This window comes from Halobacteriovorax sp. (genome assembly GCF_048381875.1).
In the GTDB taxonomy this organism is placed as follows: Bacteria; Bdellovibrionota; Bacteriovoracia; order Bacteriovoracales; family Bacteriovoracaceae; genus Halobacteriovorax_A; species Halobacteriovorax_A vibrionivorans.
In genome coordinates, this window is sequence record NZ_JBLXBP010000001.1 from 598,896 (window position 1) to 624,896 (window position 26,001).

Below are 26,001 nucleotides of genomic sequence, written 5' to 3' on the forward strand. Positions count from 1 at the left end.
AGGGATTATATCTCTACAACTTTCAAAACCCCGTCTTCGTTCTTAATTTCGCAAATTGAAGAAATTCCTCTGATATTTGTATCCTTATCTTTTTCCTGAAAGATAATATATTTAAATACTTCAGAGATTAGTAATGACGCTTCTTCTAAGCTATATCCATAAGAGCTTACTACGGTATTTCTAACAATTCGATCAAGAACATTCTTTGGACTACTTCCGGTAGCAGCAGTGATCCCATTTGAGTTATTTCGTAGCATATCTAAATATGGATAAGTCCATTGTTCATCTAAGAAACTCAGCCCAATAAAATCACCACCGGCTTTTGAAGCGGCATCAATAACTTCATTAATATCCTTACTTTCTCTTCCTCGAGGCATTAAGCGGCAAACTCTTTGTCTTTGAAAAACTAAATCAGCTTGAGGTTCAATTGATACAATAGAGATATCAGAAGGTAATGAATTTATAAGCATATTATATAAAGTTGTTTTTCCAGAACCAAAGTCACCACCACAAATAATTCCCTCATTCGACTTAAGAATCTTTTCAATTTTATTCTTTGATTCTTTATCAATTGCACCAAATTTTAAATAATCCTCTAAACCAAAAATCCTCTTAGGCAATTTCATGATTCTAATACTTGCGCCTTTTAAGGCAATAGGTTTTTGTATTACAGTGACTGATAGTACTTCAGTTAAATAGCGAGAAAAGACACCTTCCTTTTCACTAATACCAAAGTGCTCTCTTATACCTTCGACAATTTCATCTAGTTGCTTAGGAGAAGTAAAAACAACTTCACTCTTCCAGTAACCAACTCTGTTAACAAAGACTTCATGATATGAGTCAATTGCAATTTCACCAACTTCTTCATCTGATAATAAAGGGTATAAAGGGCCAAATAATTTTTTTATCTCTTCTGTCATAATTGTTCCGTTGTGTTTGTTTTATCAATTATGCCCATTATTAAGAATTAAATCACCTAGGGAGAACCCTAAGAAAGATGTAACCATTTGAATTTTATGGCATTTGTGACAGCTTCAGTACGTTTACTCGCTTGAGTCTTCTTTAAGAGAGAGGTTATATGATATTCAACTGTTTTCTCAGAGATAGACAGTCCAACTGCAAGTTCTTTATTAGTATAGCCAAGAGAAATGAGCTCTATTATCTCTGCCTCTCTTTTAGTTAGAGGATTTTCAATAGAGATAGCTTCATCATCAAAAGATTGTAGTAATGATTCTATTGTTCTAGCAACTCTTCGAAGACCAGCTTCTGGTGACTTACATTTAGCGTAAAGACGACATTCCTTTGCTAAAGTTCTTAGTTCTTCAATTAGTAGATCCACAACAGACCTACTTACAGTCGCGCATACGCTGAAGTAGTTCACTATCTTGTGCTTGAATCTTAGGTCTTAAGTATTCAACGACAGATGAGTTTTCTTGTAGAATACGAACAAGTCGACATAAGAAGACATTATCTTCACGACTCTCCACAACTTGCCACGATTGTACGACATTATTAGTCTCATAGAATAATTTGAAAAAGAGTTCTTGGTATTTAAGTTTTACATCTCTTCCGGCCTGTGCTGACAACTGCTCACCAATGGACTCATCATGAATGGAGAAATTCCAAGTTAATCTGTCTCCACTTCCAAGGTCTAGAGTTCCCTCATATGTTTTAAAAAAAACACCTTTTTTTGTGATACGAACAAGTTTTCCTGAACGATAACCATCAGACTTAGGGTAATTTAGAATTCCCCACCCCAGTAAACCTGCTAGAATGACTAAAATAAAAACAATAAAGTAGACCTTTTTTTTCACTGAACACCCTCTTTAGTGTGGGTGCCATGCACCTTTTGTTACGCAATTGCGAAACAAAAGGTGCATGGCACCCTTCATTTATTCTATTGTATCCGCAAAAAACTAATTTTGTAAAAATTAAGACCTCTTAAGTTGGTCAAAGTTTCTCACTGCATTAAATTACTCATGGTACTCAGAAAACGCTCGAGGTAAAAATTGTTCAACTTTATTGACCCATCAGACACTCAGGCCGTTATTCCTATTCTGGGACTATGCCTACTTCTATGTCTTATTGTGGCCAGGTTTTCGAAGAATATTGGGATCCCAAAAGTTTCTGGTTTCATTATCTTGGGCATACTTCTTGGGCCATATGTATGTGGTGTGATAACTCATGAGTTCTTAGAAAAAACAAGCTACCTCTCGGATCTTGCCCTAGGACTTATTCTATTCAATATAGGTGGCGAGTTTAATAAGTATCTTTTGAGGCGTATTTCAGAGCAGGTTGTGAAAGAATCACATATAAAAGTTGCCCTCATGTTCTTCTTTAGTTTTATTCTCTTTGCCATCACCCTATTGATTTTTTCTTCCTTCACTTTTAGTAATATCCTTATTATTTCATTTATGCTTGCTGTTATAAGTGTTGAAGCGGCTCCCCCTACAACAGTTCTTGTTATGAAAGAGTATAATAGCCATGGCCCCCTAACTGACGCTATTATGATTCACCTTGGAATTGTCACTGGTGTTACGATTATAGGAACTCTCATTTTTACTGCTATCTTTGAGGCCACTGGCGTGTGGCCATCTTTTAATACTCCATACGAGACCATCTTAAGTATGGCCAAGGTCATTTTTGGCTCTATTGCTATCGGTGTTGTTCTAGGAATCCTACTTGCCTGGCTAGAGAATTTTGAAAATAAAATTGGAAACTTTCTCTTTTCAATTGTAACAATGCTGATATTTGCGCAAACCCTTACTTATTTTTTAAATTTGAACGTTCTATTGGTTTCCTTAGTGATGGGCTTTACCATCACTCAGGCCTCTTCCAAAGGTCGCCTCATTCATACTACCGTAAGAGATATAGGAAGCTCTCTCTATGCAATTTTCTTCGTCTATGCTGGTACCCATATCAATATTGCAGGTATTATCTCTGAGGGCGCCCTCTATGTTCTTATGTATATAGTCGTTAGAGTTATTTCAATTTACTTTGCTAATAAAGTCTTTGCCTATCGTGTAAAAGAAAATGACTACCACAATCTTGGCCACTGTCTATATTCACATGCAGGTACGGCCATAGCGGTTGCAATGGTTATTGGAGAAATCCCACATGTAACTAGTGAAATAATCTTTCAAACAATTATCTCTAGTATATTCATATTTGAGTTAGCTGGTCCCCTTATCCTAAAGGAAACATTGAAGCGAAGTGGAGAGATATCAGTGGAGATGATGAACGATGCTGCAAGTCGTTATGGACCTAATCAAACACGAAGTTTCTTTAAAATTACGAAAGATTTCATTGATAATAGTATTTCCGCCCTTAAAAAGTAGGAATATACTGAAATATCTTTGTCAGGATTTACGTTGTGAGTTAAGATGTAGACATGGATACAACCTCAATGACTGCTAATGAACAAGACACTTGTGAAGTGAAAGCAAGTGAGACAGAAAATACAGATAAGAATAACGATAAGAAAGAAGAGATAACAAAAACTCGTAAAGACCTTCATATGCCGCGTCGTATCTTCCATTTCTCGATGGGAGTTATTGCAGGAATGATTTATAAGCACTTTCTTACTCACACTCAGGCCGTGCATATCCTAGGGGTGGCCACGTGTCTTTTCTATATTCTTGAACAAATTCGTTTAAACTATCCAGAAAACAAGTTAACAAAACTTGGTTCAAAATATCTTCTAAGGGCAGAGGAGCAGCTTAAAGAATCGGCATCAATGCCTTATCTCATGGGCCTACTTCTTACAATTTTAACATTTCCAAAAATTATTGCACTTGTGGCCATCTTCACACTAGCTGTTTGTGATCCATTAAGTGCCATTATTGGAATTCGATTTGGTAAGACAAAGCTAGCGCCAAATAGATCTCTTGAAGGTACTGTTGCATTTCTTATTGCAACTCTAGCAATCCACATTGGTGTACTTACAAGTGTTTACACTTTTGATGTGAAACTCGCATTAGTATGTGTTTTTAGTTCAATTGTCGTAACCGGTTTTGACTTCTTAGACTTTAAAATTGATGACAATCTCACAATTCCACTTGTGACAGCTTCTTCAATTTGGGTATTTCTTGCATTGATTATGTAGAAGAGAGAAGCTTAGAAGATTCCAAACCTCTTTTTCTTTTTAATTTGCTTGCGGCGATAATAAGGCTCTTTTCGAGAGTTAATTATTTCAATTTTTCTCTCGATTAAGTCCTCATTTAAGAATTCACTTAAGTAATCTTCCAGGACTTCCATATTGACCTCATCTAAGAGAGTGAGATCTTCTTTTTTTATCGAGATAAGAATATTTTCCATATTCATCCATTCAAAGAATGAAATATTTTCTAAAACAATTTCACGGGCCAAGTCCACACTACTAGAATTCACTTTTAATATCTCCTCGCCCCTACTATTATATGACATATGGAAAATAATACTAGCCGAATAAATGTCCAAACGACTTTACCGATTGACTATATTGAGATGGGAAATAAGAACGCCGAGCAAACTCTACTTGTCTTGCACGGCTTTGCCCAAAATGCTGAGCAAATAAAAGAGACATTAGTTGATAAATTAGCAGATGAAGTTAAAGATAAGTTTCGAATCCTTATCCCTAATGGCATCCTTCCCATTCCAAAGATAAGGCCAAAAGTTATTCATTATCGTTATAGTTGGTACTTCTTTGATCATAGTAAGGGTAGTTATCATATTGATATGCAGGCACCAATTATGGCCTTAGAAAACTTTCTAAATACATTAAATGTGCCTATGAATACAGTGAGTTTAATTGGTTATTCTCAAGGAGGGTATCTTGCTCCGATTATGGCCTCGTCGATAAGCGGGATTAAGTCATCTATTGCCATTAACTCAAATACTAGGGTTGATAAATTAGGGCAAAATAAAGACTTCACTCACCTTTCAGTTCACAATGAGGGAGACCCTGTTGTTGAGTATGAGAACTCTTATAAAAGTTTTGAAAAACTGAAGACCATCATTTCAAATGCACAATATAAGAGTTTTAAAATTAACTCTCACGAGCTGCAAGAAGAAAATATTGAATACCTATCAAGTTACCTCTTAGAAATCTAAGAGTAGCTTTAAGAATTCTTTTCTAGCATTCACATCAACGGCCCTTTCAGTATTAAAATGAACGTGACCTGGGCCCTTATGAAATTGAACAGACCACATGGCCTCAGAAGAATATGGCAGAATGCTATAGCGAGAATCTACTATAGTGTTATTCTTTCCCCAATGTAGGTAGCCACTAGTAAAGTGCTTAAAGCGTTCATAATCATAAGAGAACTTTTTTGAATCATAATGCTTGAGTAAGTTTTCAATCTCATCCTCTTTTACAATCTTTGCGCTTTCATGTTTTGGATAAAGTTTAATCTCGCCAAAAGGAATACTTTTTACAGCATAGAATTTCGCTTGAGACTGATCTAGAACAATAGATCTCCATACGACATTATTAAAGATTGTTGGTTTAACCATAAAGCGTGTTGTTTCATTATTAATTAGCGATTTACTAATCAAAAACTCAGTCACCCTCTGCTTTTGGTAAAGGCCTAGACTCATAAACAAACAAAGATAAGTAATGGCCGCTATATTAAATCGTATATCTTTAAGCCTAATAGCGACTAAGACAAGAATCACTAGCGGTATTGTGCAAAGAGGATCAATGACTGCAACACCATTTAGAGCAACACGCATATCACTGAGTGGCCAAAAAAGCTGTGTCCCGTAATTAGTAAAAGCATCAAGAGTTCCATGAGTGGCATAACCTAGGAAAGTATAGAGATAACTTCTTTTAATTGGCACTCTAAATAATCGCAAGAATAAACTGACGACAAGAGCACCTATGGGAATAAAGAAAATGGAATGAGTAAAATGGCGATGAAATTGTACGTGGAAAAGAGGATCACTAGCTGAGCGAATTAATACATCTAAATCCGGAGCTAATCCCCCCAGAGCACCCCACAAGGCAATGGCCTTAAAGCTTGGGCCAGACTCCTTTTCAGTCGTCTTAGTTTTCTTTCTACGTATGCTTCCAAGAGCTGCCATTGTTCCCACAACGGCTTGAGAAACTGGATCCACCTATAAACCTCATATTTTTAAATTCACTCGCTTATGATACCATATTCCCATGGATTTTCTAAAAGAGCTTACAGGTTCACATTCAATAAAAAATATCTGTGTCTTAAGTGGTGCAGGTATCTCAAAAGAGTCAGGTCTTAAGACTTTTCGTGATCAGAATGGCCTTTGGGAAAATCATGATATTTATGAAGTGGCCTCCCCCTTGGCCTTTAAAAACAATCCCACTTTAGTTTATGAATTCTACAATCAAAGAAGACGTCAGCTTTTAAGCGATGAGGTAACTCCCAATGCTGCCCATATAAAACTTGGTGAACTTGAAGCAAGTGGTGAGTATACAGTTAATATCATTACGCAAAATGTGGACAACCTCCATGAATCTGGTGGCTCAAAGAACGTCTATCATATGCACGGAGAACTTCTAAAGGCCCGCTGTATAAAAACGGGTCGTGTCTATCAATGGCTTGACGATTTAACTGGCGAAAGTCGCTGTGAGTGTTGTCATACAAAGGGCAATCTTAGGCCAGATATTGTCTGGTTTGGAGAAGTCCCCCATCATCTCGATGAAATCCAACAGATCTTACTTGATTGTGACTTATTTATCTCTATTGGAACGTCAGGTTTAGTCTATCCAGCGGCCAACTTTGTAACTATGGCCAAAAGCGCTGGTGCATATTGTCTTGAAATTAATCCCCATCCAACTAATAACGCTCAATTATTTGACTACACAATAGATAAGACTGCGACAGAGGGCGTCATAAAAATAGTTGAGAACTTATTACATATCTCTTAAATTAACTTTTATTTTCGTTATGCGTTCGTTATAAGTGGCCAATTACATTGGAGAGGTCATGAAGAAAATAATAGCAATATTAATGCTAGCTACTAGTTTTTTTGCAAATGCGCAGACGCTACGTGAGCAATGTGAAAATGCATATTATGCAACAGGTTACGTAAAGTTACATCAATATAAGATTGTCGTTAATTGGGCAAGAACCTCAGACCACGCACTTGTGGAACTTGAAAATATCTTATACTCAGATAATTTTAAAGTTTTAAAAGAAAAAGAATTACCAAATTACAAAACATTATATGTATTAAAAGAATCTATTGGGGAAGATGCCTATTACTACGAAGCGGCACTAGCAAAGCTAGAGTCTCTAACTGGGAATAAAGCATCTTGTGTGTATGATCTATAAGGGGAAAAATATGAAAGGATTATTAGTAGCAGCTACTTTAGTATTATCAGTAAATGTTTCAGCAAGCGTTTTAAAAGTTTGTGCAAAACAAGCAAATGAAGTTTGTAAAGAAATAACAAATAAAGATGATTTCATGGCATGTCATAATGCAATCATGGACTCATGTTTAAACGGGCCATACTATGCATCAGGAAATAAGTCGATGCCATGGTGTTACGATGAGTGTGCACTTGTTGCTGACGAAGCTCAAAGAAATCTTTGTTACGAAACTTGTAACGAAAAATAATTTTTAAAATTTAAAGATTATATTTGAACAAAGAAAAGGGCATCATTGATGCCCTTTTTTATTTTTATAATTATTTATTTTTCAACAATGGCAACGACTCCCATCCCACCTGCTGTACAGATTGAGATGAGTCCTCTTCCACCGCCTTTTTCATTAAGCATTTTAGCAAGGCCTGCCACAATTCTTGCGCCAGTAGCACCAAATGGATGTCCAAGAGCAAGTGATCCACCTTTAACATTTAGCTTCGAGCGATCAATTGATCCAAGTGCGCCATCAAGCCCTAGTTTTGTTTTACAGAACTCTTCATCTTCCCAGGCTTTTAATGTACAAAGAACTTGAGCAGCAAAGGCTTCATGAATTTCATAGAAGTCAAAATCTTGAAGAGTAAGGCCTGCTCTTTTTAAAAGTTTAGGAACGGCATAAACAGGGGCCATAAGAAGCCCTTCTTCTTCAATAAAATCAACTGCAGCAGACTGGCAAGTTGTAAAGTAAGCTTGAACCTCTAGGTTATTTTCTTTTGCATATTCTTCACTACATAAGAAAACGGCAGATGCTCCGTCAGTAAGAGGAGTTGAATTTGCAGCAGTTAATGTCGCCTTATCAGACTTCTCAAAGGCCGTTCTCAAACTTCCCATTTTCTCAACTGTCGTATCCGCTCTTAAAATCCCATCCTTTTCTAATCCCTTAAATGGAACAACGAGATCACTATAAAAGCCTTCGTTATATGCACGATCTGCATTTTGATGAGACTCCCATGCTAATTGATCTTGCTCGCTTCTTGGAATCTGCCAACGTTGCGCCATAAGCTCACAACTTTGTCCCATAGAAAGACCTGTACGAGGCTCTTTCACAGCAGGAAATGAAGGCTTTAAGTCCGCTGGACGAATACTTAATAAGGCCTTAATACGATCACCTGTTGAACGAGCATAATTTGCTTTACTCATAGCATCTGAGAAATTCTTAGAGAACTCAACTGGAATATCACTATTTGTATCAACACCACCTGCAATACCGCATTCAATTTGTCCTGTAGCAATTTTCATGGCGATAATATTAGAGGCCTCAAGAGAGAGGCCACAAGCTTTTTGAATATCTGTTGCAGGAGTATGAAATGAAAGCCCTGCTTCAATTGTACATTCACGTGCTAAAGAAAAGTCATAAGCATGTTTACTAACAGCTCCAAGAACAACTTCACCAACTTCTTTTCCCTTTAAATTCATTTTATCAACAAGACCTTTAAGGGCCGCTGTCATTAGCTCCTTATTAGAAACTCCTTGATACTTTGTTCCAGAGCGAGCAAATGGAATTCTCGAACCTGTAACGATACATACTTTTCTTTGATTCATAACTTTCCCTTTATATTATGATGTTAATTAGGATTAATAAGGCTTTTTAATTCGAAAACTATCTTACGATAACTACTTAAATGAAAAAAGTCATCTAGCTCTAATAGTATCGAGTTAAGCTTTAATTTTTCACGATTCTCAAGACACTTAAGAATTTCAACGACATACTTCTCAATAACAATAAAACAAATTGCTAAAGGAGAAAGATTGGATGTGTAGACATCAGGGAATCCAATTCCATTTAATGCCCCATGATGTTGGCGTACAATAACATCAATCCCACTAGGAATCCCTGAAATTTCTTGTAGAAGTGTTGTACACATATTTGCATGCTCTAACACAAGCTTCTTTTGATTTGCTGTAATATCGGCCAAGGCCAAGTCTTCAGAGTCGTGAATCTTTAGTAACTCCTCATCTCTTAAAACAATGTCGTGAAAGAAACAGATATAACATACCTTATCCATAGTTTGCTTTAACTGGTCACCACGCCCCCAGCCGAGATTTGGAATAATCTGATAAAAGAATAAACTTATAAGATAATTTCTTTTAAAGGCATAAGATGTTTCATTTTCAAGTAATCCTCTTAAAAGTGGCATTAACTTTTTAGAGCCAGCAATAGTCTTTTGCATGGCCACAATTGAAGTCTTAGCAAGTTTAACAGTCTGAGGAGTTATTCCCATATCATTTAATAAATTCTGAGAGATCTCATAAGTATCAGAACTTGTTTCTAATACCTTACTTCCTTGCTTAAAAGCTTTAACGACTTTACTTAATGATTGAGATAAAATTTGTCCCATTAATTTTTCAAAGTCTTCCTTTTGAACATAGAAATGAGTTAGATTATTATCTTCATAACGACGAACGATATCCTTATCTAGAACATCATCAGCATAAATACGCTTAACGTAGTGATCCTCACCTGTCTTAGTCATTTTAATATAAATATCACAACAAGGATTTGATAATTGATAGAAGTTGGATATCTCAACCTGGATATAATCAGGCATTTTAAGATGCCTTAACTCTTCTTCAGTAACACCAAGGCTCTTGATTAACTGAAGACTCACGTCTCTTAATGAAAAGCGTGAAGGTAGACTGACATAATTTCCATAGTCAACTTCCACTTCACCTAAGATAATGATTGGCTTTTTAATTGAATGATCGATAGAGTAGTTAATTAAGTTTCTACCAGAAGTAACATTAAAGCCTTCCTTATCAGTATACTTATTTTCACAAAGAATGCCGTCAAAAGTAGATAACTCTTTTGGTGATTTAATCTCTTCAAAATGTCTAATCGACTCAACTTCAAATGAGTATTCATTTGAGAGATATTCTCGCAAGCTAGATTGAACACCTTGATCTGAGTGTATAATAAGTATTCTTCTCATTAGAACGATCTTTTTCTAAATAAATAATTAAATAAAAATCCCCATGCACTTAAAGTTGCAACTAAATGAATTAGACCAAATATTATACTCTTAACTTTTTCACCATCAAGCTCGGCCCCAAATGAAAGCATATCAGAAATAGCAGAAACTTCACCAATACGTGGTAAGATTCCATAAAAGATACTTCCAAATATAGATGATATATTAAAACCTGTGATAACAGGGTTTCCACTGCTAATATATGCATAAGTTCCGATTGAAGCCAGAACATAAAATAAAGTTAATAATAAAGTCCCAATTTTATTAAAGTATAAACTTAAAAAACAGCTTACAAACATAATGATTATAATCTGTATAAAATGGGGAATAAGTGAAGCAATCATACTTATGACTGGTAAGTCCATTCCCTTAGGAAGTAGATTATTTACACTTAAAATAATCATACCAATAACAAGAATTATCACAAGATAAAGAAAGCTTAAGATCCCTCCACCAAGCATACGGTTTAAAACATATGAAGAACGTTTAATTGGTAATGCTAAGATCTGAGAAATAACTCCACTCTCTAAGTCACTTTTAAAGATATTTGCAGCGATAAGGGCCGCCACAAGTTTTGCACTTAAGCTAATGACCCAAATAACAACTGTCATACTAGCATTTGCTAGATATGTACTAAAGCCAGACTCTTCTATTTCAATTTGTAGTGTATTGGTTAAAACGCCACCTAAGTACATAACTACAAATGTTAGAACAAATAAAAAGATAACTGACTTATTTCTTATTTCTTTTTCTACTGTATTTTTAATTAATGTAAAATTTATTAAATTAAGCATGTTCACTTCCACTATCATTTTTAACTAAATCATAGAAACGCTCTTCTAATGAGATATCCCCTCTTACTTCATTTAGAGGACCTTGAGCTTTGACTTGACCGTTATTTAGAATAATTACCTTTGTTGCAAACTTCTCGACCTCAGAAAGAATATGAGAGTTGATTAAAATCGTCTTTCCTTGTTGTGATAATTCAAGGCAGATATCTTTTACATCTTTAATTCCAATTGGATCAAGGCCAGAGAAAGGCTCATCTAAAATGATAAGCTCCTTATTAGCAACGACAGCAATACAAAGACCAACTCTTTGCATTTGTCCCTTAGAAAGTTCTTTTAACTTCTTCTTTTCAAACTTATCAATCGATAACTTCTTTAAGGCCTCATCAATTCTTCCATTTACTTGAGACTTTTCCACACCGTGAAATTCTGCAAAGAACTTAAGGGTTTCTTTTACTGTGAAATAATCATAAAAATTAAACTTCTCTGGAAGATAAACGAGACTTTCTCTCGAGCGTGGATCCTTAGAAGACTTTCCAAATATTGTAATCTCACCTGAATCAGCGCTTATTAAATCCAACATACATTTTACAAATGTCGTTTTCCCTGCTCCGTTTGGCCCTAGCAATGCCACAACATCGCCATTTTCAACACTTAAAGAAAAATCACTTAAGGCCAATTGGTCACGATATCTCTTCGATACACCTCGTACATCAATAACACTCATAGATAACCTTTATTTTAGAACTGTTTTAGAATTAATACTTCTTGGACGTTTGTCCTCATCAATAGCAACATATGTGAAAACACCACTTGTTACTTTAACTCGTTCTGTTTCAAATTTACGAACAACCCAAGCCTCAACCTTTACAGACAAAGAAGTATTTCCCTCTTTGACAGTAGAGCAATAACAACAAAGAATATCCCCAACACCAACAGGCTGAATAAACTTCATGGCCTCAATTGCGATTGTGGCAGTTCTTCCGTTACATCTTTTTCCTGAATAGATTGCACCTGCAATATCCATTTGAGAAAGAACCCAACCTCCAAATATATCACCATTATGATTAGTATCACATGGCATTGTTAGAGTTCTTACTGAAAGCTCACCTTCAGGTTGAATATTTTCTTGCTCGTTTTGAGCTTCACTATTTTTTCCCACCATTTATATCCTTTTAAAATTCGATATAATTATAATAACATATACTTATCATCATAATTTAAAAGGTAGCTCAATGCTAGAAAAGAAAGAATTGCAACTCATTGGACAGGCCGTTGTTTTCAGTACTGTTTTTATTGTCATTTTAAACGGAGCATATCTGTCGGATATTTTTGCAAAAGATGGTATCGTCTCAAGGATATTAATCCTATTAGGTGGAGACTTTATTAAAGGCGGCTATATACAGTGGTTAACCTATATGGCATTTATTTGGTCTTATAAAGAGATCAAATCTTTAAAAGCACAAATCAAAGCTGAAAAATCATATTTTAAAGCAAATCTTTTACCGACTAATGAAGGTCACCTTTTAATGGCAAATGAAGTCATTGAAATTGGCCGAAATGTTAAAGAATTTGAAAAGAAATACTCAAAAACTCTACTTACTCAATTAATAAAAAATTCTTGTGCAAAGTTTCGCTCTTCAAAAAGTATTTCAGAAGTCTTAGAAGTTATTAATATTATCACTGATCTTCATCGCGATAATTCTGAAACAGAACAATCAAATATTCGCTACCTACTGTGGGCCATTCCTTCTCTTGGTTTTATTGGAACTGTTCTAGGTATCTCAAGTGCATTGATGATTGCAAATTCAAAAGATATGAATCTCATTACAGCAACACTTGGTGTAGCTTTCGATACAACACTTGTTGCACTAATCTTAAGTATTATTCTCATGTGGTTATTTCATGACCTACAAAAGAAAACAGACAAATTCCATATGAAAACAAAGGAATATGTCATTGAAAACCTTGTTAATAAAATCGAAGTATAAGGAAGTCTATGCGCCGCCAAAGAAAGTCCATCGACGTCTTTAATATTTCATTTCTTGATCTACTTTCTGGTGCCCTCGGCGCTGTCATTATTTTATTTATTGTCGTTCCAAAAAATGAAAAGCCAGTTGCCCAAAAGCCACCACAAAAGCAAGAGGTCTGTGTCGATAACTCACAGGCACTAGATCAATGTCAAAAAATTGTAGCGCAACAACAAGAGCTTATAAAAGAGCTTAATCAAAAGCTTAAGGAAAGTATAAAACCTAAGAAAGAAGATAGCGTAGAAAAGATCACTAAGAAGCAAGATGATAAATCAAATACTAATGATGTAGGATTTAACTTTAAAGGAAAGAATGTTGCCTTTGTCATTGATGTTTCTGGATCAATGGCAACAGATGACCGTATAGGAGAAGTAAAGGCTGGCCTTAAAATGTTAATTGCCTCAATGGGTAAAGACTATAAAGTTGATATCATTTATTATCCAGGCCCTAATCGCTCATCATATTATTCTCTTTGGGGTGTTTTACAAAGCCTTCATAATCTAAAAGTAAAAGAAGAAGTATATGGGTTTCTTGCTAGGCTTACTCCAAATGGTACGACACCAACTAGAGCAGCTTTAATGTACACCCTCGATCAATATTCTGATCTGAGTGATATTGTCTTATTAAGTGATGGCTCACCAACAAAGTCAGGAACAACAGCATCTCCCGATAATATCGATGATATCGTCAAACAGGTCACGACTAAGAACCGTCTTCGCAAGGTTCAGATTAATGCTATCGGAGTAGGGGCCAAAAACTTCAGTAAATCCTCTAACTTATACAAATTCCTAAGAAACTTAACAAAATCCAATAACGGTTTTTTCTATGGCTTCTAAAGTTGGCGAAATTTACGATTTTTCATAACTAGAATTTTTATAGAAAAAATGGGTTAAGACTCTGTAATCATTAAATTAACTTCCCAGTATCTACTGCAACTTACACAAAATTGACATAATATTGTCAATGAACGCTTCCAAGAAACAAACATTTATCAATTACATGGCCCGTGCCTTAACACGAGCCTGTTTCTCAGCATTACTTTTAGGGGCCACGGTCCTTCTAAGTTCATGTGCAGGTCCAATGAATCCATTTGGAAGTGACACTCTATCTCTTATTAATGATCGTGATGATTTTGAGAATTTACAAGCATTTACAAAGATCTTAGATGAGCATATTAACTTTGATAATGTTGGTACAAGTACTATCGGAATCGAATTCTTCCCAAAAAAACAAAACCGTCATTCCATCTATGACTTATACGTAAAAATAAATTCAACAAGAGGTAAGCTAAATCCAGATAATATCGTTATCTTTTGGAATGGAAAAAATGTTACCTCAAGTTTTAAGCATAATAATAAAGTTATCTTTCAAGATGAAAAGAATATCATCTATAAGATAAATCGATTAAGCCTACCTGCTAGACTTACTACGGACATTAAAGTTGGATATCAATATCGCGGAGAAATTAGATCTCTTTATCGATATGAAGAACCTTCATGTCGTCAAGCATCTAAAGAGAAGATCAAAATATCTTCTACTGATCCTTTTAATGTAAAAGATAGCTTTATTGAATTAGTTGAAAAAGAAGCAAATAAGGAAAAGACAAACCCTTCTATGCTTCTTGGCCTAATTGCACAGGAATCTGGTTTTAATTATCGCTCAGTAAGTTCGGCCAAGGCCATAGGCCTTACACAAGTAACAGATGCAGCAAGCCAACATGTTATTAAAAAGCATGATAAATGGAAGGTTGATAAAAGAATTGAAAAGCTTCCTTATGGTGTTGTTAAATTCTTAGTTAGAACAGGAAAAATTAATTATAAAAATGACTGGCGTCTTAATAAGAAAAAGTCTGTTATAGGTGGCCTTGAATATATTAACTACCTAAAAAAGTACTGGAGAGGAAATTTTGATCTGATTCAAAAGTCTTATCCAAAAATTAAGACAGTGAGATCATTTGAAAAAAGCCAATTATTCACTGATCTTATTCTAGCAAGTTATAACTCAGGCCCATTTCGAGTAAAGTCACAGCTAATAAAACTAAGTACAAATTGGCGTCAATCAGATCGCCTAAAAGAAGCAAAGAATTATATTAATAAAGTAAATAGCTACTGTTATCACTTTAGCCAAAATCAAGAACAAGGAGAAATCCATGAAGATCAAGCCGTTAATCTTTAACGTTTATGCATTTGTATTTTTAGCAATTGCTGTAAGTATACCAGTCCAAGTAATGTTCCTCTATGGGTACAACGCAACAGATATTGGTGCAATCTGGTCCAAGATGACATTCTTTAATTTAATGGTCATGGCATCTTGCTGTATTAATGCATACTTCTCATTCACGGCCCAAAATGATATAAAGTGGAGCTTCCCTCTTTCAATTGGTTTTGTTTGTTTAAATAATTCGATTGTTCTCGTTTATGGAAATGATTTTGAAGCAGCGACAGTTATTTTATCGACATTCGCATATATCTTAATGACCTCATATTTTATTCTAAGTCAGGATACAAATGTAATTAACTCACCAGCTGCTCAGTGGTGGAAGACGGCCCTAAGATATAAGGCACCACTACCAACAAAAGTATCTTCAACAGATATTCCAATTAACTTAGGTAATACTTTTGATATCTCTAGAACTGGAGCCTATATTTCTTATAATGTTCCAACTCAAAAGGATATTTTCTCATGTGGTGATGTTTTCACTTTTAATATTGGTGAGGAGCTAGAACTTAAGGCAAAAGTAGTTAGAAAGTCTATGGCCGTAGGACGTTACCCAGAAGGAATGGGCGTACAATTTATCGACCTTGGCGTTAGCGAGAGAATCCAACTTGAGAAGCTTTTAAACAGTCTTAGAGACAGTGTAGAAGAAGAAAATAAAGAGTACCAACAATTTAATAAAGCTGCTTAAAACACGTTTTTAAGTGGCCTGATAACCAAGCGCTTGATTTCAATAATAACAGGACCTTACGGGGTCCTGTCTTTTTATTTACACGTAAATTCTACAATAACCTATCAAGAATTCATAAATGGCCGTAAAAACATCTCATGCGCAGATTTATAACTCTTATTAGTCTATTTATTCTTTCAACCTCAATACTTGCTGGCGAAATCACACCGCTAGGACCAGAGCGATCTCTTGAATTAAGACAAAAGCTAATCGTCCTAATGAAGAAGAATAAAAAGACTCTTTATTACAAAGAAGCAAGACTACATCTATTTAATGAAATCTATGCTTATTATAAAGAAGGAAGTGAGAATAACTTTATAAGAGATATCTACTGTGAAGTTGAATACCAGAATAATGTTGATATCTTTATGGATAACGATGACCTTCCTGATGGAAATGTTTTAAATACAGAACACACTTGGCCAAAGTCTCGTTTCTTTGATTATGGTCCGCAAGTACCTCATCATCAAAACACTTATGATGAAATGGTATCTGATATGCATCACCTCTATCCAACTGACTCATTAGTAAATCAAAAGCGTGGTGATCACTTCTTTGGAGAAGTCGATCAGGAAAATAAAGGCCAATTATGTGAAGCTTCCAAAATGGGACAAAACTCTAAATACCCTCAAGTACAATTCTTTGAGCCACCTGATGAAGTTAAAGGTGATATTGCAAGAGGCCTCTTCTACTTTGCTGTAATGTATGAGCTTCCAATCGACGATAGAGAAGAAGAGTTTCTAAGAGCTTGGGACAAACTTGACCCTGTTTCTTCTTTTGAAAAATTTAGAAATGAAATGGTTGAAAAGTATCAGGGTAACCGTAACCCATTTATCGACTACCCTGAATTAATAAAATTAATTCCTAATCTATAGGCCTAGACTTACTTAGTATCAGCAGTCTTATTCTCTAACAAACGATCAATAATCTTCTTGAAGTGAGCATAAGGATAAGCACCCTTCACAGGAACTCCGCCAACTACAAATCCTGGTGTTCCACTGAAGCCAAGCTTATTTGCACTTTCAATATCAAAAGCAATCTTATCATCAACCTGCTTTGAATTAGCTAGCTTTTTAATTTCTTTAGTATCAAGTCCCATTTTCTTAACGACTTCTAATAAGTACTTCTCTCCTAGTCGAATCTTTGCTTGATTATGAAGGATTGTTTCATGAAACTTAAATGCTTTTTTTCCATGCTTAATACGAATAGCTTCGTAGTACTGTGCTGCTAATCTTGCTTGAGGATGAATTGAATCGATTGGTAAGTGGCGATAAATAAAGGCCACATCTTTACCATATTCATCCATTAACTGTTTAACAGTTTCAAGGGCCCTAAAACAGAATGGACATTGAAAATCAGAATATTCATAGATCTTAACCTTGGCATTTGGATTTCCTATAATAAGATCATCACTATGAGATTGAACCTGAATTGGATTTTTAAAAGCATCTTCTAGAATCTCTTTTTCTTTACGATTACGATCGGCCAATGCCTGTTGTTTCATTTCAGATGCTATTTGTTGTAATGTTTCCATAAAAACCTGAGGGTTTTTCTTCATAACATCTGTAAGAATTGTCGGATCGTCTTCTAGTGCCTTTCTAATATCTTGCGCGGAGTTCTTATTTGAGCAAGATGCTAAGAACAAGGCAACCAGCACAAGTAGAATTGAAAAGTTAAATGTTTTGTTAGAACTAAGCATTATTTCTCCTAAGTTGTTAACAACCTATCGTACAATTATGCACTAGCTTTATCGAAGCTACGTTAGAGTTATGTCAATTCTTTGAAAAGTTGTGAATACTAAAGGGGGAAGGACTCCCCCTTTCAATTATTTATTGAGCATGTTGCGGTCGAAGCTTATAACCGATACCTCGAACTGTTTCAATTAAGTTTTCATTAAACTTCTGACGAAGCTGAAGAACGTGTGTATCCACAGTACGTGTTGAAGGATAACACTCATAACCCCAAACCTTATTTAAAATCTCATCTCTTGAAAGAGCGCGATTTGGATTTTCGACAAGTAGCTTTAAAAAATCAAACTCCATCTTAGTTAACTCAACGAGGCCACCATCCCAAGTTACTTCACGAGTATCATTATCGATCTTAAGTTTACCTAAGGTTAGAATTCCTTTTGTATCAACGGCGTTATTGCCATTATTATTCCCACCTTGTTCACCAATTCTTAGCTGAACACGAATACGAGCAAGAAGTTCTCTTGTCTCAAAAGGCTTTGTCATATAATCATTTGCTCCTGACTCAAGGCCAACAACTTTATCGATAAGATCAGTTTTTGCCGTAAGGATAATCATTGGCGTCGTGTTTCCATTTGAGCGTAACTCTTTTAGAAAATCAATTCCTTGGCCATCAGGTAACATCCAATCCTGAATGATAAGATCGACATCTTTAAGATCAATCTTTCTTGCATCCTCTAAGGTCTGCGCCCAAATTGCATCAAAGCCTTCCATCTTTAGGAAGTCCATAATCCCTTTGCCTAAAGAAACATCATCTTCTACTAGTAATAATTTATCCATTTGGCTTTTTCCTCTTAGGTAGCGTAATAATAAATTTCGTTGGCTTTTTTACCAACTCAATTTTACCGCCCCATTCATCTACTATATTTTTAATAATATTTAATCCTAAACCTGTTCCAGAACTTTTTGATCCTTTAACAAATTCACTTGTTAAGGTCTCTAGATCCTTATTCAACTCTCCGCCATCACCAACTTCAATGACAAAGTTTTTATCTTTCTCAAAAACATTAATATAATGCTTTTCTTCACCGTGGATAAATGAGTTCTCCACTAAGTTTTTTATTAAAATTTGAAACCAATAAAAATCCACAAAGACAGGGCCTTTAAGATCGATATTGATATCAATTTCCTTTAGGTAAGTATCCTTAATAGGAATTATTGTATCATAAATTAAGTCCTCAGGATTTTCGAGTTCTTGATATGTAAACGAGAGCATTCCTCTTGCATTTGCCCCCTGTAAGTAATGTTTCGACTTCTCAGTTAACCTCTGAAGGCGATAAACTTCACCGGAGATTCTTAATAAGTCCTCTTGCTGCTCTTCAGGAAATTTATCAATATCACGATTGAGTTTATCAATAATTAGAAGAAGAGATGCCACTGGCGTTCTAAACTCATGTGTTAAAACTTGCAAGGCCATTTTCTTACGATTCTCTTCTACTTTGTCCCACTTAATCTTGCTAAAGAGTAGCCATAAGATAATGAAGAATATGACGAGAATTCCAATGAAGGAAGTTAAGGTTGAAGTTGAAACAGTTTGCAATAAGTGCTTCGTACTTTGACGCCAACAAATTTGACCTTCAGTATAAACACACCATTTACCAGGTCTTGCTCGAGAGATTTGATACGGAGTCGATTCTAAATAGCGTTCAATAGAGTCCATTGTGTAAAAACGATACTCAAGAACATTGTATTGGCGTGGATACTTTATTCTAGAAAGTAGATAATTCTTTGCTAAGATCCTAGCTTCCTCATTGATGATATCTCTTAGAGTGTCTTCAGATAAAGAAGCAAGTAGTCCATAAATTCCACCAAGTGGCCCAATCTCACGTTGTAATTGAGAAAGTTCAGAAACGTGGAAAAAAGATAGTCTTCTTCTGACCCAAGATGTGTTTTCTGCTTGTCCTGTTGCTAATTGATATTGAAATAATAAATATGCATAACTAACACCAGAGTCATGTAGAAATGGCGGGGTCTTAACAAACCATCTTGGAATACTTCTAATACGGCCACATCTAATAAGCTCCCACATCCCCTTCTTACGACTTGCTGTTAATTGGGACTGAAGAACCTCAATATTTGAGCATCCTTTTGAACTTGATAAAAGGTCAGAATCAAATTCTTCAATTGCCATTGATGGATTCAATAATTGGAATTGTTCATCAGAATAATATAGAGACGAGAAGTTCACTATTGCATAAGGCGTGATCTGACTTTTCATCTGCTCTTTAATATCGTTTATCTCTTCAATTTGATATTGGCTGGCAAAACGAGGTGCAAAAGTCCTTAAAACAAAACTTCCAGAGAAAAAGGCCACAATTAGGGCCGTGAATATGAGTACAATATATGGTTTCATTAAATCTTTAAAATCCCAGCATTTACATTAGAGGTTGTATCGCTCATAATTGTCCTAGATTAGTCAGAAATTTGTCAATTCTGCCATAACACAAAGCAAAAGGAAATCTCATGCTCATTCTTGGTGTCGACTTAGAAGGAATCAACGAAAATCTTACACAGAAAGGCGTAAACCTCAATGTCGATAGAGTTACTGAAATTGGTGCAGTCCTATGGGATACACGAATCAACTCTCCAGTGAGAATCTTCTCAGAGCTTATTGACGAAAAAGATCGTCTTAAACTTACTCAAGAAGTTATCGAATTAACAGGAATTGATGAGCAATTATTAAAAGACTGGGGAAGCCGAGGTGACGAAATTAAGATGGCCCTTGAAAGATTAGCTCTATTAATTAAAAAAGCAGACTATCTTATGGCGCACAACGGTGCAAAATATGACAAGCCAATGTTAACGGCCATGTTTGAAAGATATGAAGTAGATATGCCAAATAAGATTTGGATTGATACCCAAGAAGATATCGAATACCCAAGTAAAATCAGACATAAGTCAATGGCAATGCTTGAGCACTCTCACGGCTTTATTAATCCATTTCCACACCGTGCGGTTACAGATGTTCTAGCAATGCTTAAAATTGCTTCTCACTATGATTATGCAAGAATGACCAAGCTTGCAAGTGCACCAAAAGTTCGCATCGTAGCGGAGCTGAAGGCACCAAATTGGAAGAATAAGCAAGAAGTTGAAAAGTTTAATACTATCAAGCACAAAGTTGCACGTGCTCGCTTTCAATGGGATCCAAATGTAAAAGAATGGTCTAAGATTGTTTCTCAAGTTCATATTGATGAAGGTAAGCTCATGTATGACTTTGACTGGAGACTCTCATAAGATATTCTGATCGAGCGCTACCTGTATATAAGTTTCGCCCAGGAAAGAACCCTCACCCACTCAAAAAAGATGGGCATATGGAATTTACAGGTGAACCAGAAACAAATGCTCTAAAAAGTAGTGCAGACTTTAGAAATAACTCAGATTATCTATACGCTATTGACCTGATTAATCACGGCTATTACTGGGAATGTCACGCGTATCTTGAATCACTTTGGAATGAACATAACCGAACTGATGATTATGCCATCCTCTTTAAGGCCATCATTAAAATTGCGGCAGGCTTACTTAAAAGAGATATGGGCCAAGAAAGCGCTTGCACCACTCACCTTGAGCGCTGCCTTGAATTATTAGACCAATTAGATTACGAAGAATTTTGCGGCATCGAACTTATGGAATTAAAAGTTCTGGTTTCTCATATGCTCAGCAAACCGCTGGAAAGCAGACCAGATCTCATCATCAAACTTAGGCTTTAGCTGCTTTTTATCAAGAGCTTTTCTCATACAATAGAGCCATTCATCACGCTCAGCAAAACCAATCTTGAATGGGAAATGACGTTTTCTCATACGAGGATGGCCATATTTTTCAATATAAAGACTTGGGCCCCCAAGCCATCCTGATAGGAACATAAATAATTTCTTATTTGCACCCTCAAGGGAAGTAGCGTGAAGCCCTCGACACTTTGATGCTTTTGGGTCAGTATCCATGATTTCATAGAAATCATCCACAAGCTCTTGGACGCCAGCTGCGCCACCTAGTTTTTCATAAGGAGTCATTTTAAATTTACGAATGAGAAATTCTGGTAGTTTAATTTTCATAATAAAAAAGGGAGTCAATTGACTCCCTCTTATATATCACTATTATTCAGATATTTGAATTAATTTTGGATATTGTTAAGTAGACGGTATGCTTCGATACGTCCCGACTTAGCTTTTGTAATAAGAGTAGCATTTGGAACTGCTGTCTTATAAATTCTTTCCTTGATCTCAGAAAATGAAAGTTGATCTTCTTTTGATAATAGAAGTCCAAGAACACCTGAAACCATTGGTGTTGCCATTGAAGTTCCTGACATTTTCTTATAACGCTCACCTGGAACTGTTGAAAGAATATTAGAACCTGGAGCAAATACGTGAACTGTTTCTTGTCCGTAGTTAGAAAATGATGAACGATTACCTTTACCGTCCATTGCACCTACTGAAATTACATTTTCAACTTCATAATTTGCTGGGTACGTTGATCTAACATCATTATCTGAACGAGAGTTTCCTGCAGCAGCAACAAACAGAACACCTTTATCACGTGCATTCTCAATTGACTCTTTTAATGCTTCTGAATATTCTCCTCCACCCCAAGAGTTAGAAAGAATTTTTGCACCATTAGCAACGGCATAATCAATTGAAGAAATTGCATCAATTGTTTCACCTGAACCACTATCACTTAGGAATTTAATCGACATAATTTTTACATTTGCCATTACTCCCATGATCCCAGTTCCATTATGACGAGCACCAATTACACCAGCACAGTGAGTACCGTGAGAGTGGCCATCCATTGGATCTGCATCTTTATTAGCAAAATCATATCCGTAAACGTCATCAACAAATCCGTTTCCATCATCATCAATCCCGTTACCAGCAATCTCGCCTTCATTCTTCCAAGTATTGGCCTTTAAATCAGAGTGAGTGTAATCAACACCTGTATCAATTACCGCTACTACTAAATCACGATTTCCTGTTTCAACATTCCATGCTTGAGTAGCATTAATATCTTCTCCAGCTTTACCATTTGAAAACCAACCACCAGAGTTTCGTCCATCATTTAGTAATCCCCATTGCTTAGAGAATTGCTCATCACGATTCTCTGTTAGAGCAGATTCTACTGATTGAGGAGCACTAAAATCATTTAAGTTAATGATCCAGTTCTTTTCAACGTACTCTACTGCAGGATCAGCAACTAACCCTTCAAATTTTTCTTTAACAACAGCAAATGTACCAAAGCTAAGCTTTCTCATTTGAGCGTCAGCATACGTTGTATTAACAAATGATTCGTATCCTGGCTTAAGTTTTACAATGTAACCGTTGAAGTCTTGAGCTGATGCGCTCAGTGCACAAGTTAGTCCAAGTGCTAGAAATAGTTTTTTCATGTTTTTATCCTTATGTTCTTCCGTGACCAAAAGTTTTTCAATTCTAAAACTATTTCAAATTAATTTTCTTAAGACAAGTTCACTTTACAAGGTGTAAGAAGTTGTTACGATACCCGACTTTACATGTCGGATGATTAAAACTTTGAATAGCTTAGACAATTGGGTATGATAATTGCGTTTAGCTAAGGATCACAAATGACGGATATGCCAAATAATAACGAAACAAGAAAAAAAGAGAACCCATTCATTAATCTAATATGTAATGTGGTTATTCCTTCAGTAATTTTAACGAAATTTTCATCTGAAGAATATTTAGGACAAGTTAATGCCTTAATCATAGCATTGGCCTTTCCCCTTATCTATGGAGCATGGGACTTTATTTCTCAAAGAAAGTTTAACTGGATTGCGGCCATTGGTCTTATCAGTGTTTTACTTACTGGTGGAATTGGACTTTTCCAACTTAATAAGACCTGGATGATTGTAAAAGAAACTGCCCTTCCTCTAGTTATTGGTTTATTTGTTCTAGCTTCACAATTTACTAAGAAGCCACTTGTTAAGACTTTAATAGAGCAAATTTTTGATTTAGAAAAAATCCATCAAGCAATGGAAGAGAAAAATATAAAAGACGACTTTGATCAAAAAATCTATATTGCTGGATTTTACTTCTCTTGCACATTCTTTCTGTCTGCAGTTTTAAATTATGTACTTGCTGTAATCGTATTGAAAGGTTCTCCAGGAAGCGTTGAATTTAACGAGAGTCTAGGTAGAATGACGGCCCTAAGTTTCCCAGTAATTTCAATTCCAACAGTTATTGCCACTGGTTTTATTATTTTTGGACTTGTTAATTATATAAAGAAGCAAACAGACCTGCCTCTAGAGGCCATGGTTAAACAACAATAACCCAAACGAAAACGAGAGGGATAGATGCAACAAAATCAATTAGGACATTCACAAATAAAAGTAAGTAAGATCTGTCTAGGGACAATGACATGGGGTGAACAAAACACACAAGAAGAGGCCCATGAGCAATTAGATATGGCCCTCGAATACGGTGTCAACTTCATCGATACAGCAGAGATGTATCCTGTGCCAGGACGAAAAGAAACATATACTAAAACAGAACAATATATTGGTACTTGGGATAAGATGCAAACAAAGAGAGACCAATTTGTTCTCGCTTCTAAAGTTGCAGGTCCGGGTAGCATGGATAGCTACATAAGAGAAAGTGAGATTAGAAAAACTCCTTTTTCAAAGTCCGATATCAAAACAGCTTGTGAAGCTTCATTAAAAAGACTTAAAACAGATTATTTAGATCTCTACCAAATTCACTGGCCAGCGCGAATAACTAACTTCTTCGGCCGTCTAAATTACGAGCACTTCACACCAGAAATAGAAGTATCATTTCATGAACGTGTAGAAGCGATTGGTGAATTGATAAAAGAAGGAAAAATCCGTACTTGGGGTCTTTCAAATGAAACACCTTGGGGTGTGATGCAATACCTTAACGCTGCAAAAGAATGTGGTGTCGATGCACCCGTTTCTATCCAAAATCCATACTCTCTTCTAAATCGCTCTTTTGAAGTTGGCCTTTCAGAAATGGCCATCAGAGAAAAAGTTGGGCTTTTGGCCTACTCGCCACTTGCCTTTGGAGCCTTAAGTGGAAAATACCTTGGAGGTGCTAAGCCAGAAGGTGCAAGATTAACGATCTTTGGTGAATACTTCACACGCTATTCATCTGAGCATGCAGCAAATGCAATTAGAGAATATGCAACACTAGCAAATGATGTTGGACTAACACCGGCCGCCCTAGCACAGGCCTTTGTTAATGACAGAGAATTTACAACATCAAATATTATCGGTGCTACAAATCTTGAGCAATTAAGAGAGAATCTAGCAAGTAATGAGATCACACTAGATACTGAGACTCTCCAAAGAATTGAAGATATTCATAAGATCTTCACGATTCCTTGCCCTTAATTGGAATTTCTTGCCTAGTCCTCCACTAAGTTTTTGATTTTACATATTTTGTTAAAATCTATTTATGAACGGATGTGGAGGAACTCATGTTTAATCGAATTAGAAAGACCAATAATGAATTCGATCAGGGTAAAAAAGAGTTAGCGAAAGTGTTTTTTGAACTTGAAGAGTTTGAAGATGCACCTTTAAAAATGGCCCTTTCAACTTATGAGTCTCTACGTGAAAGCACAAAATCGAGTGAAGACTTCTTCTACTATTTAATTGAAGACTCTATCTTCACATCACTATATGCAACATTTTATGAAAAAATTTTTCAGGCCATCGCCTCTCATCCAGAGCGCGCACTTGATTTAATTGATAGCTTTAGTGCTGATGTTGATGAAAGAGAGCAAATTATCGCAACTCAAACACAGCATCATTTAAACTTTGTTGAAAATTATGGAATGTGTAATGGCTGTTCATCTTGTGAATTCCACCAGGATGTTGCCGAACTCATCTCTTATTATCAACGTGGTGATATTAATTTCTTCACAGAGTTATTCCTAGGTATGCAAACAATGCAATTTGCCATGGAGTACTTCCTCTACGACTATATTCCTAGTAATCCTGCCTACGCTAAATTATGTGGACCTGAATATATCCAATACTGGCGTGAATTGATCTACAATTATTGCAAAGTAAAGGCCCGTGAACTTTAAAGATAAACTTACAAGTTCTATCTTTAAGCTTTACTAAATTGCATAAATTAAAACTCCTTAATATCATTAATAGGATTATAAAAAGGAG

The 26,001-nt window shown here is 35.8% G+C and carries 31 protein-coding genes; 16 read left to right on the top strand and 15 right to left on the bottom strand.

Going from position 1 to position 26,001, the window contains the following annotated elements; all coding sequences use genetic code 11:
- Positions 1-5: 5 nt before the first annotated feature.
- From ACN5L8_RS02750 to ACN5L8_RS02760, 3 genes are all read right to left on the bottom strand, one after another.
- Positions 6-920: an ATPase, T2SS/T4P/T4SS family gene (locus ACN5L8_RS02750; protein ID WP_419172241.1), complete on the bottom strand. Its 915-nt coding sequence runs from the start codon at positions 918-920 to the stop codon at positions 6-8.
- 68 nt (positions 921-988) lie between these two features.
- On the bottom strand, positions 989-1,339 hold the full coding sequence (locus ACN5L8_RS02755) for a LuxR C-terminal-related transcriptional regulator (RefSeq protein ID WP_419172242.1): 351 nt from the start codon (positions 1,337-1,339) through the stop codon (positions 989-991).
- A gap of 7 nt (positions 1,340-1,346) precedes the next feature.
- Positions 1,347-1,814 carry a hypothetical protein gene (locus tag ACN5L8_RS02760; protein WP_115363172.1) on the bottom strand — a complete coding sequence of 156 codons (468 nt, stop codon included), beginning with the start codon at positions 1,812-1,814 and terminating at the stop codon, positions 1,347-1,349.
- Positions 1,815-2,009: 195 nt separating this feature from the next.
- Here ACN5L8_RS02760 and ACN5L8_RS02765 point away from each other — a divergent pair, with 195 nt between their 5' ends.
- The gene (locus tag ACN5L8_RS02765) at positions 2,010-3,338 is read left to right on the top strand and encodes a cation:proton antiporter (RefSeq protein ID WP_419172243.1); all 1,329 of its coding nucleotides are present in this window, start codon (positions 2,010-2,012) and stop codon (positions 3,336-3,338) included.
- 53 nt (positions 3,339-3,391) lie between these two features.
- Positions 3,392-4,105, top strand: coding sequence for a diacylglycerol/polyprenol kinase family protein (locus ACN5L8_RS02770; RefSeq protein ID WP_334678408.1), 714 nt, complete (start codon positions 3,392-3,394; stop codon positions 4,103-4,105).
- 11 nt (positions 4,106-4,116) lie between these two features.
- Here ACN5L8_RS02770 and ACN5L8_RS02775 read toward each other — a convergent pair whose 3' ends face one another.
- Positions 4,117-4,389: a hypothetical protein gene (locus ACN5L8_RS02775; RefSeq protein WP_133296971.1), complete on the bottom strand. Its 273-nt coding sequence runs from the start codon at positions 4,387-4,389 to the stop codon at positions 4,117-4,119.
- 36 nt (positions 4,390-4,425) lie between these two features.
- Between ACN5L8_RS02775 and ACN5L8_RS02780 the strand changes: the two genes are divergently transcribed.
- Positions 4,426-5,091 (top strand): hypothetical protein, encoded by a 666-nt coding sequence (locus ACN5L8_RS02780; protein ID WP_334678407.1) that lies wholly within the window; start codon positions 4,426-4,428, stop codon positions 5,089-5,091.
- Here ACN5L8_RS02780 and ACN5L8_RS02785 read toward each other — a convergent pair.
- Positions 5,080-6,096, bottom strand: coding sequence for a metal-dependent hydrolase (locus ACN5L8_RS02785; protein ID WP_115363182.1), 1,017 nt, complete (start codon positions 6,094-6,096; stop codon positions 5,080-5,082). The genes ACN5L8_RS02780 and ACN5L8_RS02785 overlap by 12 nt on opposite strands.
- A 49-nt stretch (positions 6,097-6,145) precedes the next feature.
- Here ACN5L8_RS02785 and ACN5L8_RS02790 point away from each other — a divergent pair, with 49 nt between their 5' ends.
- From ACN5L8_RS02790 to ACN5L8_RS02800, 3 genes are read left to right on the top strand one after another with little or no spacing between them, the layout of a single operon-like run.
- Positions 6,146-6,886: an NAD-dependent deacylase gene (locus ACN5L8_RS02790; RefSeq protein ID WP_115363184.1), complete on the top strand. Its 741-nt coding sequence runs from the start codon at positions 6,146-6,148 to the stop codon at positions 6,884-6,886.
- Between the two features lie 58 nt (positions 6,887-6,944).
- Positions 6,945-7,292: a hypothetical protein gene (locus tag ACN5L8_RS02795; protein WP_419172244.1), complete on the top strand. Its 348-nt coding sequence runs from the start codon at positions 6,945-6,947 to the stop codon at positions 7,290-7,292.
- A gap of 10 nt (positions 7,293-7,302) precedes the next feature.
- Complete coding sequence (locus ACN5L8_RS02800) at positions 7,303-7,578, top strand: hypothetical protein (protein ID WP_115363188.1); 276 nt, start codon at positions 7,303-7,305, stop codon at positions 7,576-7,578.
- A 74-nt stretch (positions 7,579-7,652) separates the two neighbouring features.
- Here ACN5L8_RS02800 and ACN5L8_RS02805 read toward each other — a convergent pair whose 3' ends face one another.
- The 5 genes from ACN5L8_RS02805 to ACN5L8_RS02825 are packed head-to-tail and all read right to left on the bottom strand — an operon-like array spanning position 7,653 to position 12,304.
- The gene (locus tag ACN5L8_RS02805) at positions 7,653-8,924 is read right to left on the bottom strand and encodes an acetyl-CoA C-acetyltransferase (RefSeq protein ID WP_419172245.1); all 1,272 of its coding nucleotides are present in this window, start codon (positions 8,922-8,924) and stop codon (positions 7,653-7,655) included.
- A 23-nt stretch (positions 8,925-8,947) separates the two neighbouring features.
- Positions 8,948-10,312: a hypothetical protein gene (locus tag ACN5L8_RS02810; protein ID WP_115363192.1), complete on the bottom strand. Its 1,365-nt coding sequence runs from the start codon at positions 10,310-10,312 to the stop codon at positions 8,948-8,950.
- Positions 10,312-11,145 (bottom strand): ABC transporter permease, encoded by an 834-nt coding sequence (locus ACN5L8_RS02815; protein ID WP_158536909.1) that lies wholly within the window; start codon positions 11,143-11,145, stop codon positions 10,312-10,314. Before ACN5L8_RS02815 ends, ACN5L8_RS02810 begins: the two co-directional genes overlap by 1 nt.
- Entirely contained in the window at positions 11,138-11,866 is a 729-nt protein-coding gene (locus ACN5L8_RS02820) for an ABC transporter ATP-binding protein (RefSeq protein WP_334678398.1), read from the bottom strand. The genes ACN5L8_RS02815 and ACN5L8_RS02820 overlap by 8 nt, the downstream gene beginning before the upstream one ends.
- A gap of 9 nt (positions 11,867-11,875) precedes the next feature.
- Positions 11,876-12,304 (bottom strand): acyl-CoA thioesterase, encoded by a 429-nt coding sequence (locus ACN5L8_RS02825; RefSeq protein ID WP_412475749.1) that lies wholly within the window; start codon positions 12,302-12,304, stop codon positions 11,876-11,878.
- 70 nt (positions 12,305-12,374) lie between these two features.
- Here ACN5L8_RS02825 and ACN5L8_RS02830 point away from each other — a divergent pair, with 70 nt between their 5' ends.
- From ACN5L8_RS02830 to ACN5L8_RS02850, 5 genes are all read left to right on the top strand, one after another.
- A complete protein-coding gene (locus ACN5L8_RS02830) occupies positions 12,375-13,130 on the top strand; it encodes a MotA/TolQ/ExbB proton channel family protein (RefSeq protein ID WP_115363201.1) in 756 nt (251 codons plus the stop codon).
- A gap of 8 nt (positions 13,131-13,138) precedes the next feature.
- Positions 13,139-14,005, top strand: a complete 867-nt coding sequence (locus ACN5L8_RS02835; protein ID WP_419172246.1) for a vWA domain-containing protein — start codon at positions 13,139-13,141, stop codon at positions 14,003-14,005.
- A 127-nt stretch (positions 14,006-14,132) separates the two neighbouring features.
- Positions 14,133-15,344 (top strand): lytic transglycosylase domain-containing protein, encoded by a 1,212-nt coding sequence (locus ACN5L8_RS02840; protein ID WP_133296972.1) that lies wholly within the window; start codon positions 14,133-14,135, stop codon positions 15,342-15,344.
- Positions 15,319-16,074 carry a PilZ domain-containing protein gene (locus ACN5L8_RS02845; RefSeq protein WP_115363207.1) on the top strand — a complete coding sequence of 252 codons (756 nt, stop codon included), beginning with the start codon at positions 15,319-15,321 and terminating at the stop codon, positions 16,072-16,074. The genes ACN5L8_RS02840 and ACN5L8_RS02845 overlap by 26 nt, the downstream gene beginning before the upstream one ends.
- A gap of 137 nt (positions 16,075-16,211) precedes the next feature.
- Positions 16,212-16,988: an endonuclease I family protein gene (locus ACN5L8_RS02850; RefSeq protein ID WP_115363210.1), complete on the top strand. Its 777-nt coding sequence runs from the start codon at positions 16,212-16,214 to the stop codon at positions 16,986-16,988.
- Positions 16,989-16,996: 8 nt separating this feature from the next.
- On the opposite strand, the gene ACN5L8_RS02855 is transcribed toward ACN5L8_RS02850, so the two are convergent.
- From ACN5L8_RS02855 to ACN5L8_RS02865, 3 genes are all read right to left on the bottom strand, one after another.
- Complete coding sequence (locus ACN5L8_RS02855) at positions 16,997-17,812, bottom strand: DsbA family protein (RefSeq protein WP_419172247.1); 816 nt, start codon at positions 17,810-17,812, stop codon at positions 16,997-16,999.
- Positions 17,813-17,942: 130 nt separating this feature from the next.
- Complete coding sequence (locus tag ACN5L8_RS02860; RefSeq protein WP_120404975.1) at positions 17,943-18,641, bottom strand: response regulator transcription factor; 699 nt, start codon at positions 18,639-18,641, stop codon at positions 17,943-17,945.
- The gene (locus ACN5L8_RS02865; RefSeq protein WP_419172248.1) at positions 18,634-20,214 is read right to left on the bottom strand and encodes a sensor histidine kinase; all 1,581 of its coding nucleotides are present in this window, start codon (positions 20,212-20,214) and stop codon (positions 18,634-18,636) included. Before ACN5L8_RS02865 ends, ACN5L8_RS02860 begins: the two co-directional genes overlap by 8 nt.
- A 110-nt stretch (positions 20,215-20,324) precedes the next feature.
- Here ACN5L8_RS02865 and ACN5L8_RS02870 point away from each other — a divergent pair, with 110 nt between their 5' ends.
- On the top strand, positions 20,325-21,095 hold the full coding sequence (locus ACN5L8_RS02870) for a 3'-5' exonuclease (RefSeq protein WP_419172249.1): 771 nt from the start codon (positions 20,325-20,327) through the stop codon (positions 21,093-21,095).
- A 77-nt stretch (positions 21,096-21,172) separates the two neighbouring features.
- Complete coding sequence (locus ACN5L8_RS02875) at positions 21,173-21,571, top strand: DUF309 domain-containing protein (protein ID WP_419172250.1); 399 nt, start codon at positions 21,173-21,175, stop codon at positions 21,569-21,571.
- Here the strand turns inward: ACN5L8_RS02875 and ACN5L8_RS02880 are convergent.
- Together ACN5L8_RS02880 and ACN5L8_RS02885 are read right to left on the bottom strand one after the other, a co-directional pair.
- The gene (locus ACN5L8_RS02880) at positions 21,494-21,913 is read right to left on the bottom strand and encodes a group II truncated hemoglobin (RefSeq protein ID WP_334678393.1); all 420 of its coding nucleotides are present in this window, start codon (positions 21,911-21,913) and stop codon (positions 21,494-21,496) included. The two genes, ACN5L8_RS02875 and ACN5L8_RS02880, sit on opposite strands and share 78 nt — an antisense overlap.
- A 59-nt stretch (positions 21,914-21,972) precedes the next feature.
- Positions 21,973-23,238 carry a S8 family peptidase gene (locus tag ACN5L8_RS02885; RefSeq protein WP_120404979.1) on the bottom strand — a complete coding sequence of 422 codons (1,266 nt, stop codon included), beginning with the start codon at positions 23,236-23,238 and terminating at the stop codon, positions 21,973-21,975.
- 195 nt (positions 23,239-23,433) lie between these two features.
- On the opposite strand from ACN5L8_RS02885, the gene ACN5L8_RS02890 reads away from it, so the two are divergent.
- The 3 genes from ACN5L8_RS02890 to ACN5L8_RS02900 all read left to right on the top strand — a co-directional run bounded on the left by ACN5L8_RS02890 (position 23,434) and on the right by ACN5L8_RS02900 (position 25,913).
- Positions 23,434-24,138, top strand: a complete 705-nt coding sequence (locus ACN5L8_RS02890) for a VC0807 family protein (RefSeq protein ID WP_115363226.1) — start codon at positions 23,434-23,436, stop codon at positions 24,136-24,138.
- Positions 24,139-24,162: 24 nt separating this feature from the next.
- On the top strand, positions 24,163-25,215 hold the full coding sequence (locus ACN5L8_RS02895; protein ID WP_419172251.1) for an NADP(H)-dependent aldo-keto reductase: 1,053 nt from the start codon (positions 24,163-24,165) through the stop codon (positions 25,213-25,215).
- Between the two features lie 86 nt (positions 25,216-25,301).
- Positions 25,302-25,913 (top strand): hypothetical protein, encoded by a 612-nt coding sequence (locus ACN5L8_RS02900; protein ID WP_115363230.1) that lies wholly within the window; start codon positions 25,302-25,304, stop codon positions 25,911-25,913.
- The last annotated feature ends 88 nt before the right edge of the window (positions 25,914-26,001 follow it).